The organism is Methylovirgula sp. 4M-Z18 (genome assembly GCF_037890675.1).
GTDB lineage: Bacteria > Pseudomonadota > Alphaproteobacteria > Rhizobiales > Beijerinckiaceae > 4M-Z18.
Genome location: NZ_CP149574.1, coordinates 1,919,746 through 1,937,183, shown reverse-complemented (window position 1 = coordinate 1,937,183; position 17,438 = coordinate 1,919,746). Strand labels below are relative to the sequence as shown.

Here is a 17,438-nt window from a genome sequence, read left to right as displayed (position 1 = left end):
CCTCAAATACCTCCATAGTCGGTCCACAAAGCCGATTTCCGGGGCAAAATCAATCAAACGGCGCCTTCTGTGGCGCCGTTTCCCTTTGCTGCACTCGGAAGAGAAATACGGCCAGCCCCTCGTGCGATTGCAGCAGCTCAACGAAAGCTCAGGGGATCAACTCCCTATTGTGGCACACAGAAGCCTCTCAGGGGGAGCATACGGCGGCATCGAGTCTTGTCGCAAAAGCGGAATTTTGCGACGTTGCAAAAATCAGACGCAAAACTCGAATAAAAGTCGGGAGATTTGCGGCGTGCATTGCACGTGGGAAGAATCTTAAATCCGACGCAATCGCCATAGAAATCGCACGTTGCAGAAAATCACAGATCGTGGATCCATGAAGATTATCTCCGGTATAGTGCTGAGTGTTCTCCTCGCGATAATCCCGTATCAATTTGTTCTTGCAGATTGCAGCCCGCCGCCAATTACCGGATTTGTGCTTAAAGGTTCACTCGCAATCGATCCAAAAAATAAATTGGTCTGGAATCGCTGCCCTCTTGGTATGAGATGGAGCAAGGAAGATCGGTGTAGCGGCGAACCAAGTTACCTCAGCCATGATGAGGCTATCAAGCAGGCAAAGGTATATGGGCAAGGATGGCGACTTCCATCTGGCCCAGAGATGGAAAAACTTTGGTTTCATTCCTGTAAGGGGCCGAAAATCGACACGAGAGTATTTCCGGCCACCACAACGTCTGATCATGGTGAGGGGGCAAATTTCTGGACGGCCAGCCAAGCCATGCCCAATATGTTTTACTACTTCGACTTCAGTAATCGGGTGATCGACATGCACAGCCCAGGCTTTGGTTTATCGGTTCTCATCGTCAGGGATTTGTCCCACGGCGAAGGGGTCAAAAAATAGCGCGGTGTCGCAAATCTTCTGATTTTCCGACCCAACAAGCGCCAAGCTGAATTTGCTCGGCAATTCTAGTCGCAAAACTTGCTCGCAAAAATTCGAGTTTTGCGACAGACATTTGCGACACTCAGATTGCGGAAGCACTATGGGTGTGATTGAGGAAAATTTGTCGCACCGTGTCGAAAGATTATCCAGCAAAATCAATGTGGCGAACTTCGATTTGGGAACAACTTTGGCACTCGTGACAGTTGTGTCGCGGGAACCATAGTTTGTCCGCAGGGGCCCATAAAGTGTCCGCAAATACACCCATAATAGTTCCGCAGTCAGGATTTTGAGGCAAAATCAATCGAACGACGCCCCAAAGGCGCCGTTTACGTTCGTAGGGTGAATCCGGTTATTTTCTCGATTTCGGCAGAAATCAGCCAATCGGAGCTCTCGAGCACCACCCGGCGCGCTTGAGCAGTCATCCTGTCTTCAATTGGATGAACCATGGACCTCCATCCTCGGAGGTCGCACTGGCCTTTACGGCACGCGCCATCCGACTGCTCCACAATTCCTTATGCCCCAAGCGCTCGACGGGGTGCGATCGGCTTGTTAAGCCCTCCCCGCAAGTAACTTTTTGAGTCGAGACATGACCGTTGCGATCGAGATGGGACAGACGACGGCAGGCGCCCCAGCGGCTCTCGACCTCGAAGAACTGTTGGCGACCCGCCTGCTCGTGCAGGGCAATTCGGGCTCGGGCAAATCCCATCTGCTGCGCCGACTGTTGGAACAGAGCGCTCCTTGGGTGCAGCAGGCCATTCTCGACCCCGAAGGTGATTTCGTGACTCTGGCCGACCGCTTCGGCCACCTTGTGATCGACGCCGAGGACCATACGGAGCGGAGCCTCCAGGTCGCGGGCGAGCGCACCCGCATCCATCGCGTCTCTACGGTGCTTAACCTTGAAGGGCTCGACGCCGAGAATCAAATGCGCCGCGCCGCGGCCTTCCTCGGCGGGCTTTTCGACGCCCCTCGCGACCATTGGTACCCGATGCTGGTGGTGGTCGATGAGGCGCAGCTCTTTGCCCCAGCCGTCGCCGGCGAGGTTTCGGACGAGGCGCGCAAACTTTCTCTCGGGGCGATGACAAACCTGATGTGCCGTGGCCGCAAACGCGGACTTGCCGGGGTCATCGCAACCCAGCGCCTGGCGAAACTCGCCAAGAATGTCGCGGCGGAGGCGTCCAATTTCCTGATGGGACGAACCTTCCTTGATATCGACATGGCGCGCGCGGCCGATCTTCTCGGTATGGAGCGGCGCCAGGCCGACGCCTTCCGCGACCTGGAGCGGGGGCAATTCATGGCGCTCGGCCCTGCCCTTTCCCGCCGCCCGCTTGGGCTGCGCATCGGCCCGACCGATACAGGGCCGCGCAATGCGACGCCACGGCTTACGCCGCTGCCCGAATCGACCCTGGAGGACGCGCGCGCCGTTATTCTGGCGGCCCCACTACCGGAGACGCCCCGCACCCCGCGCCGGCCCTCGCCCGACCTTCTCAGCCAGCTCATGGCGGCCAAATCGGCAACGCAGGAAATCCGCCCGGAGCCGGCGGAGCAGCCGCCCAGCGAGCAGGAACTGGCGGCACGGCATGAGCGGCTGGACCGAATCCTGCGCAGCATCCTGGCAGAACCGGATGCAGGATTCCGGACCATCGGCGTGCTGTATCAGGAGTTCGTCGTCCGCTGTCGTATCGAAGGGCTCGGGTCGACCGTGCCGGACCTCAGCGAATTTCGCCGCATGCTGGCTCACGCCCGCGCCGGGCTCGACTCCGCCATGGCCTCGGATGACGCGTGGCAGGACGTCTCGCTCCGCGCCAGCATCCTGCCCGAGGATATGCAGGGTGTGTTCATGATGGTCGCACGCGCGGCCAAGGAGGGGTGGCCTTGCCCGAGCGACGCGGCAATTGCCCGCGCCTACGGCACGCATTCGCTACGCCGTGCGCGGCGCCTGCTCAGCTATATGGAAGAACAAGGCCTTCTCGTTTGCCAACTCGACGGCGCCGGCCGACGCATCGTGACGCTTGTCCAACTCGCCTGGGCAACGGCACCAGGCGACCCCAACGCGGACGATCAAATGGTCGAGGAAGCCTGTGGCGGCCCCTCTCTGTGACTTTGCGTCGACGCGCCCCTCCTCCGCCAACCACCGATCTTATTGAAATATAATATAAATTTTACAACCTCAGATCAAGCACATTTGCACTCCGCAGCACCCCAGACCTATCATGAGACCTGCATGCGGGCATGTAGATGTCGGGCAGATCGAAACCCGGTTCTGTGCGCCATCCTGCCGTGCCGGGTTGAGGAGCGCGGCATCGTTGAGCCGAAAAAGTTCTCCACGAAGCCGCACCGGTTAGACTGGCGTTTTCGATGAAGGTCGGCTGGTTAGGTCGCGGCTATGAACTCCATGCTCTGTCTGAGCGGCATGGCGGGGGCGGTAAGAGCATGCACGTCGGCGGAAAATGCTTCGTAGGAGAATGCCCCCTCGTAGCCCGCATCCAGCAAGGCGCGTATCTGTCCCAGATTGTCGAGCCGGTCGCGATCATCGACCAGAATACGGTGCCGGTCCTGCATGTCTTCGGGCGCCAGATCCGGGTCGATGACCCCGGAAACGTGGACGATGCCCGTGAACTCGGGAAAGAAGTCTCGGTCGCCGGCGATGTGATGATGGAAGGTGTCGTGCACAAGTTTGAAGTGCGCTTCGCCGCCCACAGCCTTGATGCTGGCGACAGCGTCAGCCTTGTGGCGCAGCGACGAGGTGACGAATCCCAGCGGCTCGATCAGGGCTATCAGTTTTGCCTTGTCGAGCATGGGGATGATATTCCTCAAAGCCCGACGCAACGCTTCTTCGCGCTCGTCCCCGGCATAGACCGGCGCGTCGTTGCGCGGAATGAGGCTAATCGACTCCGCACCCGCTTCCGCTGCCTGGTTGATGAGCAGTTGGACCTTGTCGCGCATGCTCTCCGACCACGCATTGAATCCATAGGCTTCTGACAGGCCCAGCAGGCGCAGCCCTTTCTCGCGCGCATACGCGCCGATCATCGCCGGCGCCTCGCCGTCGAAGAACGGCGCAGTGGTCAGATTCTTGTCCGCCAAATCATTGCGAAGCTCGACGCCGACACAATTCAGAGACGCCGCTAGGTCGAGGAACGCGCGGCAGTCAAGCCGCGGCGCAGTCATATGGTTCAGCGCGAATTTCAGTTGGGCGGTCATAGAGGCCTCGTTCATTGTAGAGTGATCAGGGAGTAGTCTTCGGTTCCAGTCGTACAGCCAACGCTTGGAACCGATCACAGGTTCGGCGCGCTGCGACCGCTTTTGCGATAGGCCGCGATCACCGTGTTGGCCATCAGCATGGCGATCGTCATGGGCCCTACACCGCCCGGCACAGGGGTGATGACACCGGCCACGCGCGCGCATTCGCCAAAGGCGACGTCACCGACGAGGCGCGATTTCCCCTCACCGCGTTCCGGCGCCGGAATGCGGTTGACGCCGACGTCGATGATTGTGGCGCCCGGTTTCACCCAGTCGGCTTTCACCATCTCCGGCCGGCCAACCGCGGCGACCAGAATATCCGCATTGCGGCAAATGGCGGGCAGGTCTTTCGTCCGCGAATGCGCGGTCGTGACGGTCGCATTGGCCGCGAGCAGCAGCGCCGACATCGGCTTGCCGAAAAGATTCGAGCGGCCCATCACGACAGCGTTCAACCCGGAGAGATCGTCGCCATGGGCGCGGCGCACGAAGACCATGGCGCCGGCGGGCGTACAGGAAATCAGGCCGCCGTCGAGATCGCCGGTCGCCACCTTACCGGCGTTGACGACGTGCAATCCGTCGACGTCCTTTTCGGGCCGGATCGATTGAATGATCGGATCCGCACGCAGATGTTTCGGCAGGGGCAGTTGCACGAGAATGCCGTGAATCTTCTCATCTTGATTCAGATCCTCGACGAGCCGCATCAACTCGTCCTGCGAGGTCGCCTCGGGCAGCGTGTGCTGCACAGACTCGAAACCGCACTCCTTCGCCATTCGACTTTTCGCGCCGACATAGGCGTGGCTCGCAGGATCGTTGCCGACGATAATGACGGCAAGACCGGGCTTGAAGCCGGCGTCCAGCTCCAGGGTACCGGCAGCAGACTTCACGGTATCGATCACCGTGCCGGCGACGAGGCGCCCGTCGATCGAGATAGCGGCCATTTACAGGATTCCTTCTGCTGCGGGCGCCGCAAGCGCATATTCATGTCTTGCGGCGTTCTTACCGTTCCGGTCGAGGTCTGATCAGCCCAGCCGCTCGGACTTGTAGGAGCCGGGACTGGCCGGAAAGACGATCGTTCGATTTCCGTTCATGAATGTGCGGTGGTGGATGTGGGCGTGGACGGCCCGCGCCAGGACCTGGCTTTCGACATCGCGCCCCACGGTCACGTAATCGTCCGCGCTCTGCGCATGGGTAATCCGCGCGACATCCTGCTCGATGATCGGCCCTTCGTCGAGATCCGCCGTCACGTAATGCGCGGTTGCGCCAATCAGCTTCACCCCGCGCTCGAACGCTTGCTTGTAGGGATTGGCGCCCTTGAACGAGGGGAGGAACGAATGGTGGATATTGATGATGCGGCCTGACATTTTTTTGCAGACGGCATCGGACAGGACCTGCATATAGCGGGCAAGGACGATCAAATCGGCGCCGCTGCCCTCAACCACCTCCAGTAGACGGGCCTCGGCCTGCGGCTTGTTGGCTTTGGTGACCGGAATATGATGGAAGGGAATGTCGTGGTTGACGACCACCTTCTGATAATCGAAGTGGTTGGAGACAACGCCGACGATGTTGATCGGCAATGCACCGATCTTCCAGCGATAGAGCAGATCGTTGAGGCAATGGCCGAAGCGCGACACCATGAGCAGCACCTTCATCCGATGCTCGCTGTCATGGAATCGGACGTTCATGTCGAAGCGCTTGGCGATCGGAGCAAAGCCCGATTCGAGTTCTTCAAGCCCGACGCCTTCCTCGCTGTTGAAACTGAGCCGCATGAAAAACAGCCCCGTCTCGAGATCGTCGAACTGGGAGCTGTCGGTGATGTTGCACCCTTTTTCAGCAAGATATCCGGTGATCGCCGCGACGATGCCGCGGGTCGATTTGCAGGTCACGGTCAATACAAAGCTTTTCATCGGAATTTCATCTTTCGCCCATCGAATAATCGGTCGCCTGACCGGTCATTGTTTCGCGACATGTTGCAGGAACTCTTTGAGCTGCGACGGCTCGATACCGACCATATGCGCCTGTTCTGGATAGGCGCCGGACCGCACGTCCTCGGCATATTCGCGGAAAGCGGCGATCCGTTCCTGCTGCAGCCGGTCGTATTCGGCGGCGAAGTTGCGATAAACCTTGGCATGGCGCGGATAATGGTTGCGGTTTTGGCCAAGCACATCCTCGGCGAAGAGATACTGCGCATCACAGCCCGTTCCAGCGCCCATCGACAGCATGACGAGCGAGGTCTTTGCACTGATTGCGGCAGCAACCTCGCCGGGCACTACCTCGATTTCTGCGGCAAAGGCGCCGGCCTCTTCCAGTGCCTTGACCTGACGCCAGATCTCCAAGGCGCTTTCCGCCGTCTTGCCGACGGCCTTGAAGCCACCCGTCCATGTTGCCTTGGAGGGGATGAGGCCGACATGGCCGCAGACTGGAATGCCCTCTTCGCGCAAGCGCCGCACGGTCGACAGGCCCGCGGCGCAATAGACCGCGTCGCCGCCCGCCCGCATCGCTTGAAAGGCGCCGCGCAGATAATCGTCCGCCGTGATGAAATCGCCGTATTCGAGGCCAGGAAAGGCGAAGACTGTCGGCGCCGCCTCTCGGAACGCGGCCCCAAGCAACGCTGGCGGCACAGAGACGAGGTCGATGCCGGCCTGTTCGGCGGCGGCCGCCTCCTCCAACGTGACAACACGCAACATCGTGAGCTGGCGCTTGCCCTTCATTGCCTGAAGGTCGGCGACCGTTGGTCTCTTGTTCGTCTTCACTGTCATCTCCCAGAATACGCCGTTCAGGCGGCGAGCAGTTTCTTGAGTTTTGTCTCGGGCGAGGCGAGGTCGGCGGGATTGGGATGGGCACGTGCGGCAATCAGCATTTCGGCCAGGCGAATGTCGCGGGCAATCGCATTACCCGGTCCGATACCGCTCGCCGCGATCAAGCGGCCTTCGGCATCGAGATGGAAGAGGATGAAGGCCCCCTCACCCGTATCGCGGCGCACGATCGTCGCGGCGCCGTCGGCAAGTCCCGCGATCTGCAGGGTGAGGTCGTACTGGTCCGACCAGAACCAGGGCACGGCGGCAGCCGGTTCCGATCCGCCAAGCATGTTCGTCGCCGCGAGAACGCCCTGCTCCTGCGCGTTGCGCCAGGATTCGAGACGAACCCTGCGCCCGCCATAAAGCGCGAGCGGAAAGGACGTGCAGTCGCCTGCCGCGAAAATATCCGGGTCCGACGTCCGCAACAGCGCATCGACAGCGATGCCGTTGTCTGTCGCCAGGCCGGCGGCCTGCGCCAATTCGGTGTTCGGCGTCGCGCCGATACCGACGACAAGCAGAGCGGTTGACACCACGCGGCCGTCGTCCAGCGTGATGCGGACCTCGTCGGGACGCTCCTCTATGCCGGCCACCTTCGCGCCGCACCGAATCTCGACGCCTTCCGCGGCGTGGCGCTCGGCGACGATGGCGGCGATTTCGGCCGGAACGCCGCGCGAGAGAATGCGCGGCAGGCCTTCGAGCAGGATCACCTTCGCACCGAGCTTTCTAGCGCTTGCCGCAAGCTCGAGACCGATGAAGCCCCCGCCGAGGATGGCGACATGCTCGCCTTCGATGAGCCGCGCGCGGATGGCGCAAGCATCGTCATGGCTGCGTAAGGTCACGATACGTTCGCCGTCCGTTGATGTGCCTGGCAACGGGCGCGCCCGCGCGCCGGTCGACAGCAACAGCTTGTCATAGGGAAGTGAAGTGCCGTCGGACAGGATGACGCGCCTTGCGGACCGGTCGATGGCCGTCACCGTCCGGCCAGAAAGAACGTCGATGCGCGCGTCTACATAGCGTTGCGGATCGGCCACGAATTTCGGTGCGGTGCCACCAACCAGCGCCTCCTTGGAAAGCGGCGGGCGCTCATAGGGGAGAACTGCCTCGCTTCCAATCAGCGTGATCGAACCGTCGAAGCCCTTGTCGCGCAACGCGAAGGCCGCACGCGCGCCGCACTCGCCCGCACCGACAATGACGAAATTCGCCATGATACGATCCTCACGTCAGAGCGATGAAAACCGTGCCGCCTTCAACCTTGACGGCATAGGTTTTGAGGTTCACGCAGACGGGCGCGCCCTTGGCCTCGCCGGTCTTGTAGTTAAAGCGGCCATTGTGCTTCGGGCATTCGATGATGTTGTCCATCACAAGCCCGTCGGCAAGATGGATCTGTTCGTGCGTGCAGAGCCCGTCCGTGGCATGAAACGTGTCTTCGGGACTGCGGTAAACCGCGAAGGTGCGCCCCGCATGGTCGAAGCGGATGACATCTTCCTCGTCGATTTCGTCCGCCGCACAGACCTCAATCCAATTTGCGCTCATGGGTGATTTCCTCCTGTGATTGTGCGAAAGACCGACCGTGTTTCTCGTGGCCCGCTTGCCCTTATTCGGCAGCCCGCACGGACGGCTCAGCGTGAAATTCTTCCTTGTAGGGCTTTGCCGTCGGGGGCAGTTCACGTCTCAGAAAATAATCCTCGTGCCGCAACTGCCGCAGAAAGGCCGGGATCATTTCGCGATAGCCGGCCAGGATGGACGTGGTCGGTGCCGGCAGGTCGTGCTTGATCATTTCGTGCAGCTTGGGCAGCGCGTGATAGGGCACCATCGGAAACATGTGGTGCTCAACATGATAGTTCATGTTCCAATAGATGAAGCGGCTCACCGGGTTCATCAGCACCGTGCGGCTGTTGAGCCGATGGTCGGTCACGTTATCTGCCAAGCCGCCGTGCTGCAGCAAGCCGGTCATGACATGGTGCCATGCGCCGTATAGCCGGGGAAGGCCGATCAGCATCAGCGGCAACAGGGAATGGAAATAGATCGCCAGCGCAATCGTCGCGGCATAGATGGCCGTCCAGATGCGCGCGATGCGCACCGCCCTCGCCTGCTCCATCTCCGGCACGAAGCTCTTCTCTTCGGCGCTCAGGCCGCCAAAGGCGTTGCGAATCATGTCCGTCATCGCATGCCACGCATCGACAATGCCAAAGAAATTGAGGATCACCCGAGCCAGGTTCGGCGGGCGCATCACCGCAATCTCAGGGTCGCGCCCGACGATGATCGTATCGGTGTGGTGGCGGGTATGGCTCCAGCGCCACGTCACAGGATTTCGCATGATCATGAAGCAAGCGACCTGATAGACAGCGTTGTTCATCCACTGCGTCTTGAACGCCGTGCCGTGTCCGCATTCGTGCCAACGCGAGTCCGTGGAAGAGCCATAGAGCACGCCGTACGCGAGGAAGAAAGGGACGCACCACCAGGTGCCCCAAAACCAGATGCCGCCGGCGGCACTGACGGCAAAGGCCGTCAGCCAAATCAGGGTGTCGCGGATCGCAGGCGCGTCCTCACGCTTCATCAGCTCCTTCATCTGCTTGCGCGGGATATCGGTGTGATACCATTCGGCCGCGGACAAACCGGTCTCGACGGCGAGTTTTGCGTCGTGGCCGAGCAGGCTGTAATCGCGGCGCGTGGGCCGGTAATCGCCCGCAGGAAGCGTAGCGCTCATCTTCAACTCCGTTGGCGGGCCATCAGCCCCGGTTCATCTTGTCGGATCTGATGGTCAAATATTGCTCAAACCGCCGTCACCCTCAATGGCAATGAAGTATAATCTATCAATTTCAATCATTTTGTGCTTTGCTAGTTTGATAGATTTTTATCAAAGGAGATCTTATGGCCAAGCGGCCAACCGTCACCGATCTGGCACAAGCCGCCGGCGTCAGTGTCGCAACTGTCGATCGTGTGCTCAACGGCCGATTGCCGGTCCGCGAAGCAACGGCGCATCGCGTGTTGGAGGCGGCCAAGCATATTGGCTTCCACGCCGCAGGGCTGATTGGCCAACGCATCTCGCATGACCGGCCAGAACATCGGCTGGGGTTCCTGCTTCTGCCGCATCAGACCTTCTATCGGGAGTTTGCCCGGGAGATCGAAACGGCAGCAGCCGAAACGACACAATTCCGGGCGCTGCCGCTCATCGACTACGTCCCGAATCTCTCCCCCGACGAGATCGTCGCCCGCCTCAACGCCCTCGCCAAGCGCGTGCGTGCCGTGGCGCTGGTCGCACCCGACCACCCTACCCTCACAGCTGCGGTGCAGGCGCTTCAGGACCGGCAGATTCCGGTGTTTTCATTGCTGTCCGACTTCGCGGCGGGTGTGCGCCAAGCCTACATCGGTCTCGACAATCGAAAAGTCGGGCGCACCGCTGCGTGGATGATCGCAAAAGGCGCGAAACGCCCTGGCAAGGTTGCACTTTTTGTCGGTAGCCATCGGTTTCATGGCCACGAGTTACGAGAAATCGGCTTTCGCGCCTTCTTCCGCGAGCAGGCGCCGGACTTCACGGTGCTCGACACGATGATCAACCTCGAGACGGGGCAAATCACCCACGAGGCGATTTTGGCTTTATTGGAGCGGCATCCGGATCTCATTGGATGTTACGTGGCTGGAGGCGGTATGGAGGGCGCCATCCGTGCGTTACGTGAGGCCAGTCCGGCCCGCGATCTCGTGACGATCTGCAACGAACTCCTGCCCGAATCGCGCGCGGCGCTCGCCGAAAACCTGATCACCATGGTTCTCTCCGTGCCGTTGCCGCGTCTTTGTCGTGAACTGATTGATCTTATGGCGCGCGCGGTTGAGGGCGACGTCACCGCCGTTCCGGGCCAGACTTTCCTGCCGTTCGATATATTCTTGCCGGAGAATATCTGAGACGCAAACCATAGGTGACCCAAAAGCAAAAAAGCCAGCCTTCTCTGAAAATCGAGTCAGTTTTCTCCGCCGTAGGGTCAAACTTCGGTATTGGACGACATATTTCCATGGCAGGCTATAACCGCCTAACATCGGCGGCCTTGGCTATGGGTTCTCGTTTGGCGCCTCCGAGACGCGCTTCCACGGCGTCGTGAGCCGCATCCGCCGTGCGTCGGACGTTTGCTGCAGGCCACGCGGGAGCGGCGATCGTGCGCAGCGCGCAGGCGATCGTGCCGACCAACCAGAATGGCGCGGTGCTGCCCCCTGCGGGCGATTCCGCTGGCGCGATCGTAGGCGCAGACCTCAACGGCTTTGCGCTTACGGTGAAGTAGCGCCAAGACTGAGAGGGGAATGTTGCCGTAAGAGGTTACGTCCCTCCTGCCCCTTAGGGATTTATAGAGTGCCCATCCGACCTGGCATCCTGTATGGGCGGGAGACATGGGTAACACCTGTTCGGAGACATAGGTAACACATTTTGCCCGATCTAAAGGGAGCGGGCGATGGGGTGGGGACCGATGTCGACGGGTGATTTGCGGGCGGAATTTGTATCCCTTGCGGGCCGGGAGGGAAGCAATGTCCGAGCCTTATGCCGGCGCTTCGGGATCAGTACGAAGACCGGCTACAAATGGCTGGCGCGGTTTCGCGAAGAGGGCGCGAGCGGCTTGAGTGCGCGCTCGCGCCGTTCGCATAAGATGCCGAGAAATTTCCCAAGAATATCAATGCCAACTTCTCGGTTAGAGACAAACTATGGGTCTCGGGACAAGATTTCGAGCAAGAGTCCGTCGAGCGGCCCCCGCAGTGGCGCCGCTTCTTTTTGCGGGTGCCGAAATGGGCAAGCGGCTCATGTCTTTATGCCGGCGACAACAGTCGGGCACGTCAAACAACGCGTCCGTGACCGCCCTCACCCCCCAGGCTGCTCTCGGCTCAATCCGGTCCTGTGGAGCCACGAAATGGTTAAGGATTTCAGTGGCTTGCCAGACGGCCGACGGCTTCCCTCGCGGCCCGCAGAATCAGCGTCAAGCCTCGCGTCCAGCAGGCCGGCCCGAACATTGACTCTTGGTAACATATCGGGTCTAGCTGGCACACACACACTCCACTTACTCCGCTGAGCAAGAGCCTGACTCCTGTCGTGGTCGTTTAAATCGAGCTGGATCGTAGACGTCCTATGATGTTCATCTCCTATGCCCAAAATTACGAAGATGTCCTGCTGGCGCGCGTTTTCGGTGGACAGGGCACGGGCTTTTACGTCGACGTCGGCGCTTATCATCCGGTCCACGGCTCGGTAACCAAGGCGCTCTATGACCGCGACTGGAGCGGGATCAATATTGAGCCCGGCCCCGTTTTTGAAGAACTCGCCGCACAGCGCCCGCGCGACATCAATCTGCGCATGGCGGTGATGGACTATAAGGGCGAGGTATCGTTTGTCGACGATACCGAGGATGGCGGCCTGTCGCATGTCGATCCGGAAGCCAGCGGCGGACGCCGCATTCCATGCGACACGCTCGAAAACATCGTCCGCGATCACGCCAAAGGCCGGCCCATCGATTTCATCAAAATCGATGTCGAGGGCGCGGAAGAGGTCATCGTGCGTTCGACCAATTGGCGCAACCTGCGGCCACGCGTGCTGATCTTCGAGGCGACCAAGACCTGGAGCAACATTCTCGCAAATGAGGCTTGGGAGCCGATACTCCTCGAGCAAGGCTATATGCGGGTCCACTTCGACGGGGTCAATTGCTATTATGTCCCGGAAGAGGAGCACGATCGTCTCAAGCAGCATTTTAGCGCGCCGGTCAACGTGCTTGACAACGCCATGCGCTATGACATGGCGCCAAGGGGCATGCTGGACGACATGCGCGCGCAGCGCGACGAGCTTGCAGCCCGCGTTGCAGACGAACAGCGGACAGCCCAATCCGCCAAAGAGGCGCTTGAGGGTGAATTGCACACGGCTCGGGCCGTCAAAGAGGCGCTAAGCCTCGAACGCGAGCAGTTTATTGCAGCGATCAAACATATGGAGCATCGGATTGCGCGAATGATGACTTCTCCAAACTCGGAACCGGCAGCCCAAACCGCACCTGCGCCGCCGCCGCGCCGGGGCTTGCTCCGCAGCCTCGCGCGGCTGGTTTACGCGCCCGTTCGCCCCGTGGTACGAGCGATCGCACGGCGCCTGCGCGGATTTTTGACGGCGGAGATCAACGCGCAATTGCACGATCTGCGCCTTCGTCAAGATGCTTTGCGCCGTGAAGCGGCAGCGCTCTATGGCGGAATATCGCCGGAAGCCGACGTCCGGCTCTTGCGCCTGCGCGACGAGATCGTGGCCGATGTGCAACAACGTCTCCTACACGAACGCCACGAGATTCTGACCGGCGTGCGCGGCAAAGTGAACGGGGATGACGAACTTCGACGCCTGGCGAAAGAGATGGAGGTCGCCCTCATGACCCTGGCGCTCGACGCCGGCCATTCGGGGAGCGTCAAAGCCGAAAATCACAATGCGAATAATAATGTAATATCTTCAGGATAGATACGATTGCACCGCGGAATTTGAAAGGACGAATTTAGATTTGAAAACCATTGTCGTGGACACGCGCAGTTTGCAGGATCCGAATTACGCGCGCCGCGGGGTCGGTCGGTTCGGATTGGAACTGCTGCGCCAGATGCCGCGCGAACGTGGCTTGCGTCTCGTTGGACTTGCTGCGCCCTCTCTGCCGCCCGTCATTCCCGAAGCGCGCGATCTCCTCGATGCAGTGATCTGGAATGGCTATGCTTTCGGACCGCGCGAAAACGGCAGCCCGGACGGATTTATCTCGCTTTCGCCGATGACTCACGATCCGCTCTTTGCCGCACGTTTCGTCGATGATGAGCAGGTGACGCGCTTAAGCGTCGTGCACGATTTCATTCCCTACCGCCGACCTGAACAATATTTGCGCGAAAGCAGCGAGCGGCTAAAATATGCTTCGGCCATGCGCTGGTTGCGACGCTACGATCTCTTTGCCAGCAATTCGAAGGCGACAGCAGTGGATCTGATGCAACTGCTTCGCGTCGATGCTGCGCAGATTCACGTGACGGGCTGCCCGTTACCTTCGCCGTTTGAGAATTTCGCAAGTGAAGCCGCGCCACCGCAGGTACAGAAGCATATCCTGGTGATGGGAGGCGGCGATCCGCGCAAGAATCCTGAGGTCGTGATCCGCGCCCATGCCACAAGCCGTGCCTTGCAAAGCGGCGACGGTGTACCCCTCGTCATCGGCGGCGGCTATGATCAACATTGGGCAGAGAAATTTCGCGCCCTTGCAGAGCACATGGGCGGACGCGCCGATCTCGTAGTTGTGCCAGGTCCGGTCGACGATACTGCACTCATATCGTTCTATCGCAATGCAAGCGTCATCATCTGCCCGTCGCATGATGAGGGTTTCTCGATCCCTGTCATCGAAGCGATGGCCGCGGGCGTTCCATGCCTTGTGTCCAACATTCCGGCGCATCTTGAACTTGTGGAAGATTCCGCGCTGCGCTTTCCCCCAGACGACGACCAGACGTTGCGAGCCAAGCTTGAACACCTGCGCGCCGATCAAGCGGCAAGCGAAGCGACAATCGCCGCACAAAATACCGTCTGGCCCAAATTCAGCGCTGCCGCCGTCGGCGAGCGCTTCTGGGCCCCGTTCATGGAACGGATCGAAGCACGCCAAGTGCCTGTTACGCCCGCCGTCGTGGGGCGGCGGAAGCCGCGCGTCGCCCTGCTATCGCCTGTGCAACCAGACCGTTCGGGGGTTGCCGATTATACCGCCAGCACCTGCGCCGAGTTCGGCAAATTCGTCGAACTTGACGTTTTTAGCGAGACCGCCAACCCTGTGCCGGTGCCCAACGCCACCCGCCTCCTTCCGCTCGGCCGCCTGCCGCATCTTCTGCCGAGCTATGATCGGGTGATCGGCGTCATCGGCAATTCTGATTTTCATGTACGAATCTTCGACTTCTTGCGCGACTATGGCGGCGCAGCGATTGCTCATGACGCACGCATGCTTGGTTTTTATGCGACGTTGAAGGGACGGAAGGCCGCGCTGCGATTGGCCAGCCACGAACTTGGACGTCCGGTGAGCGAAGAGGAACTGAACCTTTGGCTGACCGATGAAAGCCAACTGAAAGCTCTGTTTCTGAGTGAAATGGCTGAGAGCGCCTCGCCTCTGATTGTGCATTCGCCGGTCACTGTCCGTGAAATGCAACAGCGGTATAGCTTAGCGCCGGTCTGCCTGCCCTTCTGCGCTATGCGGCCGTTGGACGGCACACAATTGTGCGCCACGGAACGCCAAGCGGCGCGGAGACGGCTTGGTATCGCGGACGGTGACGTTCTGATCGCAACCTTTGGCTTCGTGCATGAGAACAAGGGGGCCGATGAATTGGTCCAGGCGCTCGCCTTGCTGCGAGCCTCGAACATCCCAGCTCGTCTGCATTTTGTCGGCGACACTGTTCATCTCGGTGATGACGGTAAAGGATTGCGCGCGCGCGTTGCCGAACTCGGACTAACGCCCGATGTGCAGTTCGAGACAGGTTATGTCCCAGAAAACGTCTATCGCGATTATCTTATCGGGGCCGACCTCGGTGTGCAGTTGCGCAAGCACGGATTCGGGAGCGTCTCGGCAGCGCTGCTAGATGCCGCGATAGCGGGCTTGCCTTCCGTTGCCAACGTCACGTTGGCGGAAGCCATCGACGTCAGATTGAGTTATGTGCGCACCATATCCGATACGCTAAGCCCCCAAATGATTGCCGACGCACTGGCAAGCCTTCATGCATGCGGCACTACGCGCGAAACGATCGAGCCCGAACGGGAGAACTTCATGCAAAGCCGCAGTTTCGCAACTTATGCACGCGAGCTGTGCGACGCCCTGCAACTCGATCGTACGCCAGAGACCGCCGCCAATTAAGGATTTCGAGACGTGCTGAGCCACCTTAAATTGAAACTCGCGAACTTCCTCCAATGGCAAACCGCCCTCGGCTCAAGAAGCACCGAAGTGCTTGACCGGATTGCCGAACTATCTCAGCAAAACGACACGTACCATCAAAGACTCCTTCAAAAGAACATGGAAGCGCTCGATCACGCAGCCAACATCTCCCAGCGCTTTGACTCCTATTCCAGACTACACGCGCAGAACCTGGACGTTTTGACGGAAACCGCATCCGCGTTACGCAAAGAGATTGCGCAACAGGCCGAGCGACACCAAATCCTCCTGGCACGTATCGAACAATGCGAAAAGTCGCTTCTTGAACGGATCGAGCAATCGGAGAGAACGATTTTCGGGCATTTGGAGCGGATGGGAAAAGTGGGCGAATAAAGCTGAAGAAGGCATTTCGTTTGGAAGTGAGCGAGAGCAGATATGGCTGCATATAAGTCTGACCCTAAAGCGTTTACGGGCAGTCGCGTCGCGATCGCAGGTTTGTTTCGAACGCGTTGCGGATTGCAGCGCGGCGCCGAACTGATGGTTCGCGACATGCGCGAGAAGGGGATCTTTGTCTATGTAGTCGATCTTTCCAACGCATTACAAATACCCATCAATCTTCCGCCCGGAAACCTACTCGAACCAACCGACCTTGATGCTGCAGGCGTTTCGGATCTGATTATCCATCTCAACCCGCCTTTGTTCACGCGGGCGCTGACGCTATTTGATGAATCGGTGCTTAGCAAAGTCACGGTCATCGGCAATTGGGTGTGGGAACTACAAAAGATCTCTGACGATTGGCGCGAGGGTGCCGGACACTGCGACGAGATTTGGGCTCCAAGTCCATTTGTTTTCGACACACTCGTCGCGGAACTGCCCGGATTTCGCGGTGCAATTAAGTGCTTTCCATATCCTGTCGATCGCGACCCCATGGCGCGATACGAAACGTCGAAGAAAAACGCTATCCGTGCGACTTACGGCATTGCGCCGGATGATTATGTCGCGGGATTTGGGTTTTCCTTTGCCTCGAATTATGCGCGCAAGAACCCAACCGCCGCGATCGACGCCTTTCGCGCCGCATTTCCGGCAGACGATACTCACGTGCGGTTGCTACTGCGATGCTTCGACGGCGAAGAACACCCGCGCCTGCTCGCCCATCTCAAAAGCTTCATTGGCGATGACAAGCGCGTCACGCTGATCGACGGCTCCACGCAGAGCTGGCCCTTGCGCGATTTCTACGCGTCCATCGATACCTATCTCTCGCTCCACCGCAGCGAAGGCTACGGTTTGCAACTCGCCGAAGCGGCACAGGCCGGCGCCTCGGTGATCGCGACGGGCTGGGGCTTAGCGCCCGACATTGCGTGCCGGCCGGAAGTTCGAACAGTTGACTACCGCCTGGTCGTTCCGCTCGATCCTCAGGACAATTATACACGGTATGAGGGCGCACTATGGGCCGAGCCTGACATTCCGCAAGCAGCAACGCTTCTCACCCAGATCCGGGCTCGCCGAGGCGCGGGCTGATCAGCCCGCGCATTTCCACTCGTAATACCAACGGTCACCAAGAGTGACCGTTGGTACCTTTCTTCATTTTTCACCTTTTTAAGGCGAGTG

Annotated in this window: 16 protein-coding genes; 9 read left to right on the top strand and 7 right to left on the bottom strand. The window is 59.7% G+C overall.

What is annotated here, in order from left to right; translation table 11 throughout:
• Positions 1 to 376 precede the first annotated feature (376 nt).
• On the top strand, positions 377 to 898 hold the full coding sequence (locus tag V9T28_RS08885) for an Lcl C-terminal domain-containing protein (RefSeq protein ID WP_116398628.1): 522 nt from the start codon (positions 377 to 379) through the stop codon (positions 896 to 898).
• Between the two features lie 625 nt (positions 899 to 1,523).
• Positions 1,524 to 3,035 (top strand): ATP-binding protein, encoded by a 1,512-nt coding sequence (locus V9T28_RS08880; RefSeq protein ID WP_116398627.1) that lies wholly within the window; start codon positions 1,524 to 1,526, stop codon positions 3,033 to 3,035.
• A 272-nt stretch (positions 3,036 to 3,307) separates the two neighbouring features.
• Here V9T28_RS08880 and V9T28_RS08875 read toward each other — a convergent pair whose 3' ends face one another.
• The 7 genes from V9T28_RS08875 to V9T28_RS08845 form a co-directional block, all read right to left on the bottom strand.
• The gene (locus V9T28_RS08875) at positions 3,308 to 4,135 is read right to left on the bottom strand and encodes a TIM barrel protein (protein ID WP_116398626.1); all 828 of its coding nucleotides are present in this window, start codon (positions 4,133 to 4,135) and stop codon (positions 3,308 to 3,310) included.
• A 74-nt stretch (positions 4,136 to 4,209) separates the two neighbouring features.
• The gene (gene folD, locus V9T28_RS08870) at positions 4,210 to 5,112 is read right to left on the bottom strand and encodes a bifunctional methylenetetrahydrofolate dehydrogenase/methenyltetrahydrofolate cyclohydrolase FolD (RefSeq protein ID WP_116398625.1); all 903 of its coding nucleotides are present in this window, start codon (positions 5,110 to 5,112) and stop codon (positions 4,210 to 4,212) included.
• A gap of 81 nt (positions 5,113 to 5,193) precedes the next feature.
• Positions 5,194 to 6,078 carry a formyltetrahydrofolate deformylase gene (purU, locus tag V9T28_RS08865; RefSeq protein ID WP_116398624.1) on the bottom strand — a complete coding sequence of 295 codons (885 nt, stop codon included), beginning with the start codon at positions 6,076 to 6,078 and terminating at the stop codon, positions 5,194 to 5,196.
• Between the two features lie 45 nt (positions 6,079 to 6,123).
• Complete coding sequence (locus V9T28_RS08860) at positions 6,124 to 6,882, bottom strand: 3-methyl-2-oxobutanoate hydroxymethyltransferase (protein WP_245423972.1); 759 nt, start codon at positions 6,880 to 6,882, stop codon at positions 6,124 to 6,126.
• Positions 6,883 to 6,947: 65 nt separating this feature from the next.
• On the bottom strand, positions 6,948 to 8,174 hold the full coding sequence (locus tag V9T28_RS08855) for an NAD(P)/FAD-dependent oxidoreductase (protein WP_116398622.1): 1,227 nt from the start codon (positions 8,172 to 8,174) through the stop codon (positions 6,948 to 6,950).
• Between the two features lie 10 nt (positions 8,175 to 8,184).
• Positions 8,185 to 8,502, bottom strand: coding sequence for a MocE family 2Fe-2S type ferredoxin (locus V9T28_RS08850; RefSeq protein ID WP_116398621.1), 318 nt, complete (start codon positions 8,500 to 8,502; stop codon positions 8,185 to 8,187).
• 61 nt (positions 8,503 to 8,563) lie between these two features.
• A complete protein-coding gene (locus V9T28_RS08845) occupies positions 8,564 to 9,676 on the bottom strand; it encodes a fatty acid desaturase family protein (RefSeq protein ID WP_116398620.1) in 1,113 nt (370 codons plus the stop codon).
• Positions 9,677 to 9,840: 164 nt separating this feature from the next.
• Here V9T28_RS08845 and V9T28_RS08840 point away from each other — a divergent pair, with 164 nt between their 5' ends.
• The 7 genes from V9T28_RS08840 (at position 9,841) to V9T28_RS08810 (ending at position 17,348) form a co-directional block, all read left to right on the top strand.
• Complete coding sequence (locus V9T28_RS08840; protein WP_116398619.1) at positions 9,841 to 10,869, top strand: LacI family DNA-binding transcriptional regulator; 1,029 nt, start codon at positions 9,841 to 9,843, stop codon at positions 10,867 to 10,869.
• 206 nt (positions 10,870 to 11,075) lie between these two features.
• A complete protein-coding gene (locus V9T28_RS08835; protein WP_158554672.1) occupies positions 11,076 to 11,240 on the top strand; it encodes a hypothetical protein in 165 nt (54 codons plus the stop codon).
• A gap of 168 nt (positions 11,241 to 11,408) precedes the next feature.
• Positions 11,409 to 12,017, top strand: a complete 609-nt coding sequence (locus tag V9T28_RS23360; protein ID WP_116398618.1) for a helix-turn-helix domain-containing protein — start codon at positions 11,409 to 11,411, stop codon at positions 12,015 to 12,017.
• 59 nt (positions 12,018 to 12,076) lie between these two features.
• The gene (locus V9T28_RS08825) at positions 12,077 to 13,426 is read left to right on the top strand and encodes an FkbM family methyltransferase (RefSeq protein WP_158554670.1); all 1,350 of its coding nucleotides are present in this window, start codon (positions 12,077 to 12,079) and stop codon (positions 13,424 to 13,426) included.
• A 400-nt stretch (positions 13,427 to 13,826) separates the two neighbouring features.
• On the top strand, positions 13,827 to 15,815 hold the full coding sequence (locus tag V9T28_RS08820; RefSeq protein WP_339071848.1) for a glycosyltransferase: 1,989 nt from the start codon (positions 13,827 to 13,829) through the stop codon (positions 15,813 to 15,815).
• 12 nt (positions 15,816 to 15,827) lie between these two features.
• Complete coding sequence (locus V9T28_RS08815) at positions 15,828 to 16,223, top strand: hypothetical protein (RefSeq protein ID WP_116398615.1); 396 nt, start codon at positions 15,828 to 15,830, stop codon at positions 16,221 to 16,223.
• A 102-nt stretch (positions 16,224 to 16,325) separates the two neighbouring features.
• The gene (locus tag V9T28_RS08810; RefSeq protein WP_147306362.1) at positions 16,326 to 17,348 is read left to right on the top strand and encodes a glycosyltransferase family 4 protein; all 1,023 of its coding nucleotides are present in this window, start codon (positions 16,326 to 16,328) and stop codon (positions 17,346 to 17,348) included.
• The last annotated feature ends 90 nt before the right edge of the window (positions 17,349 to 17,438 follow it).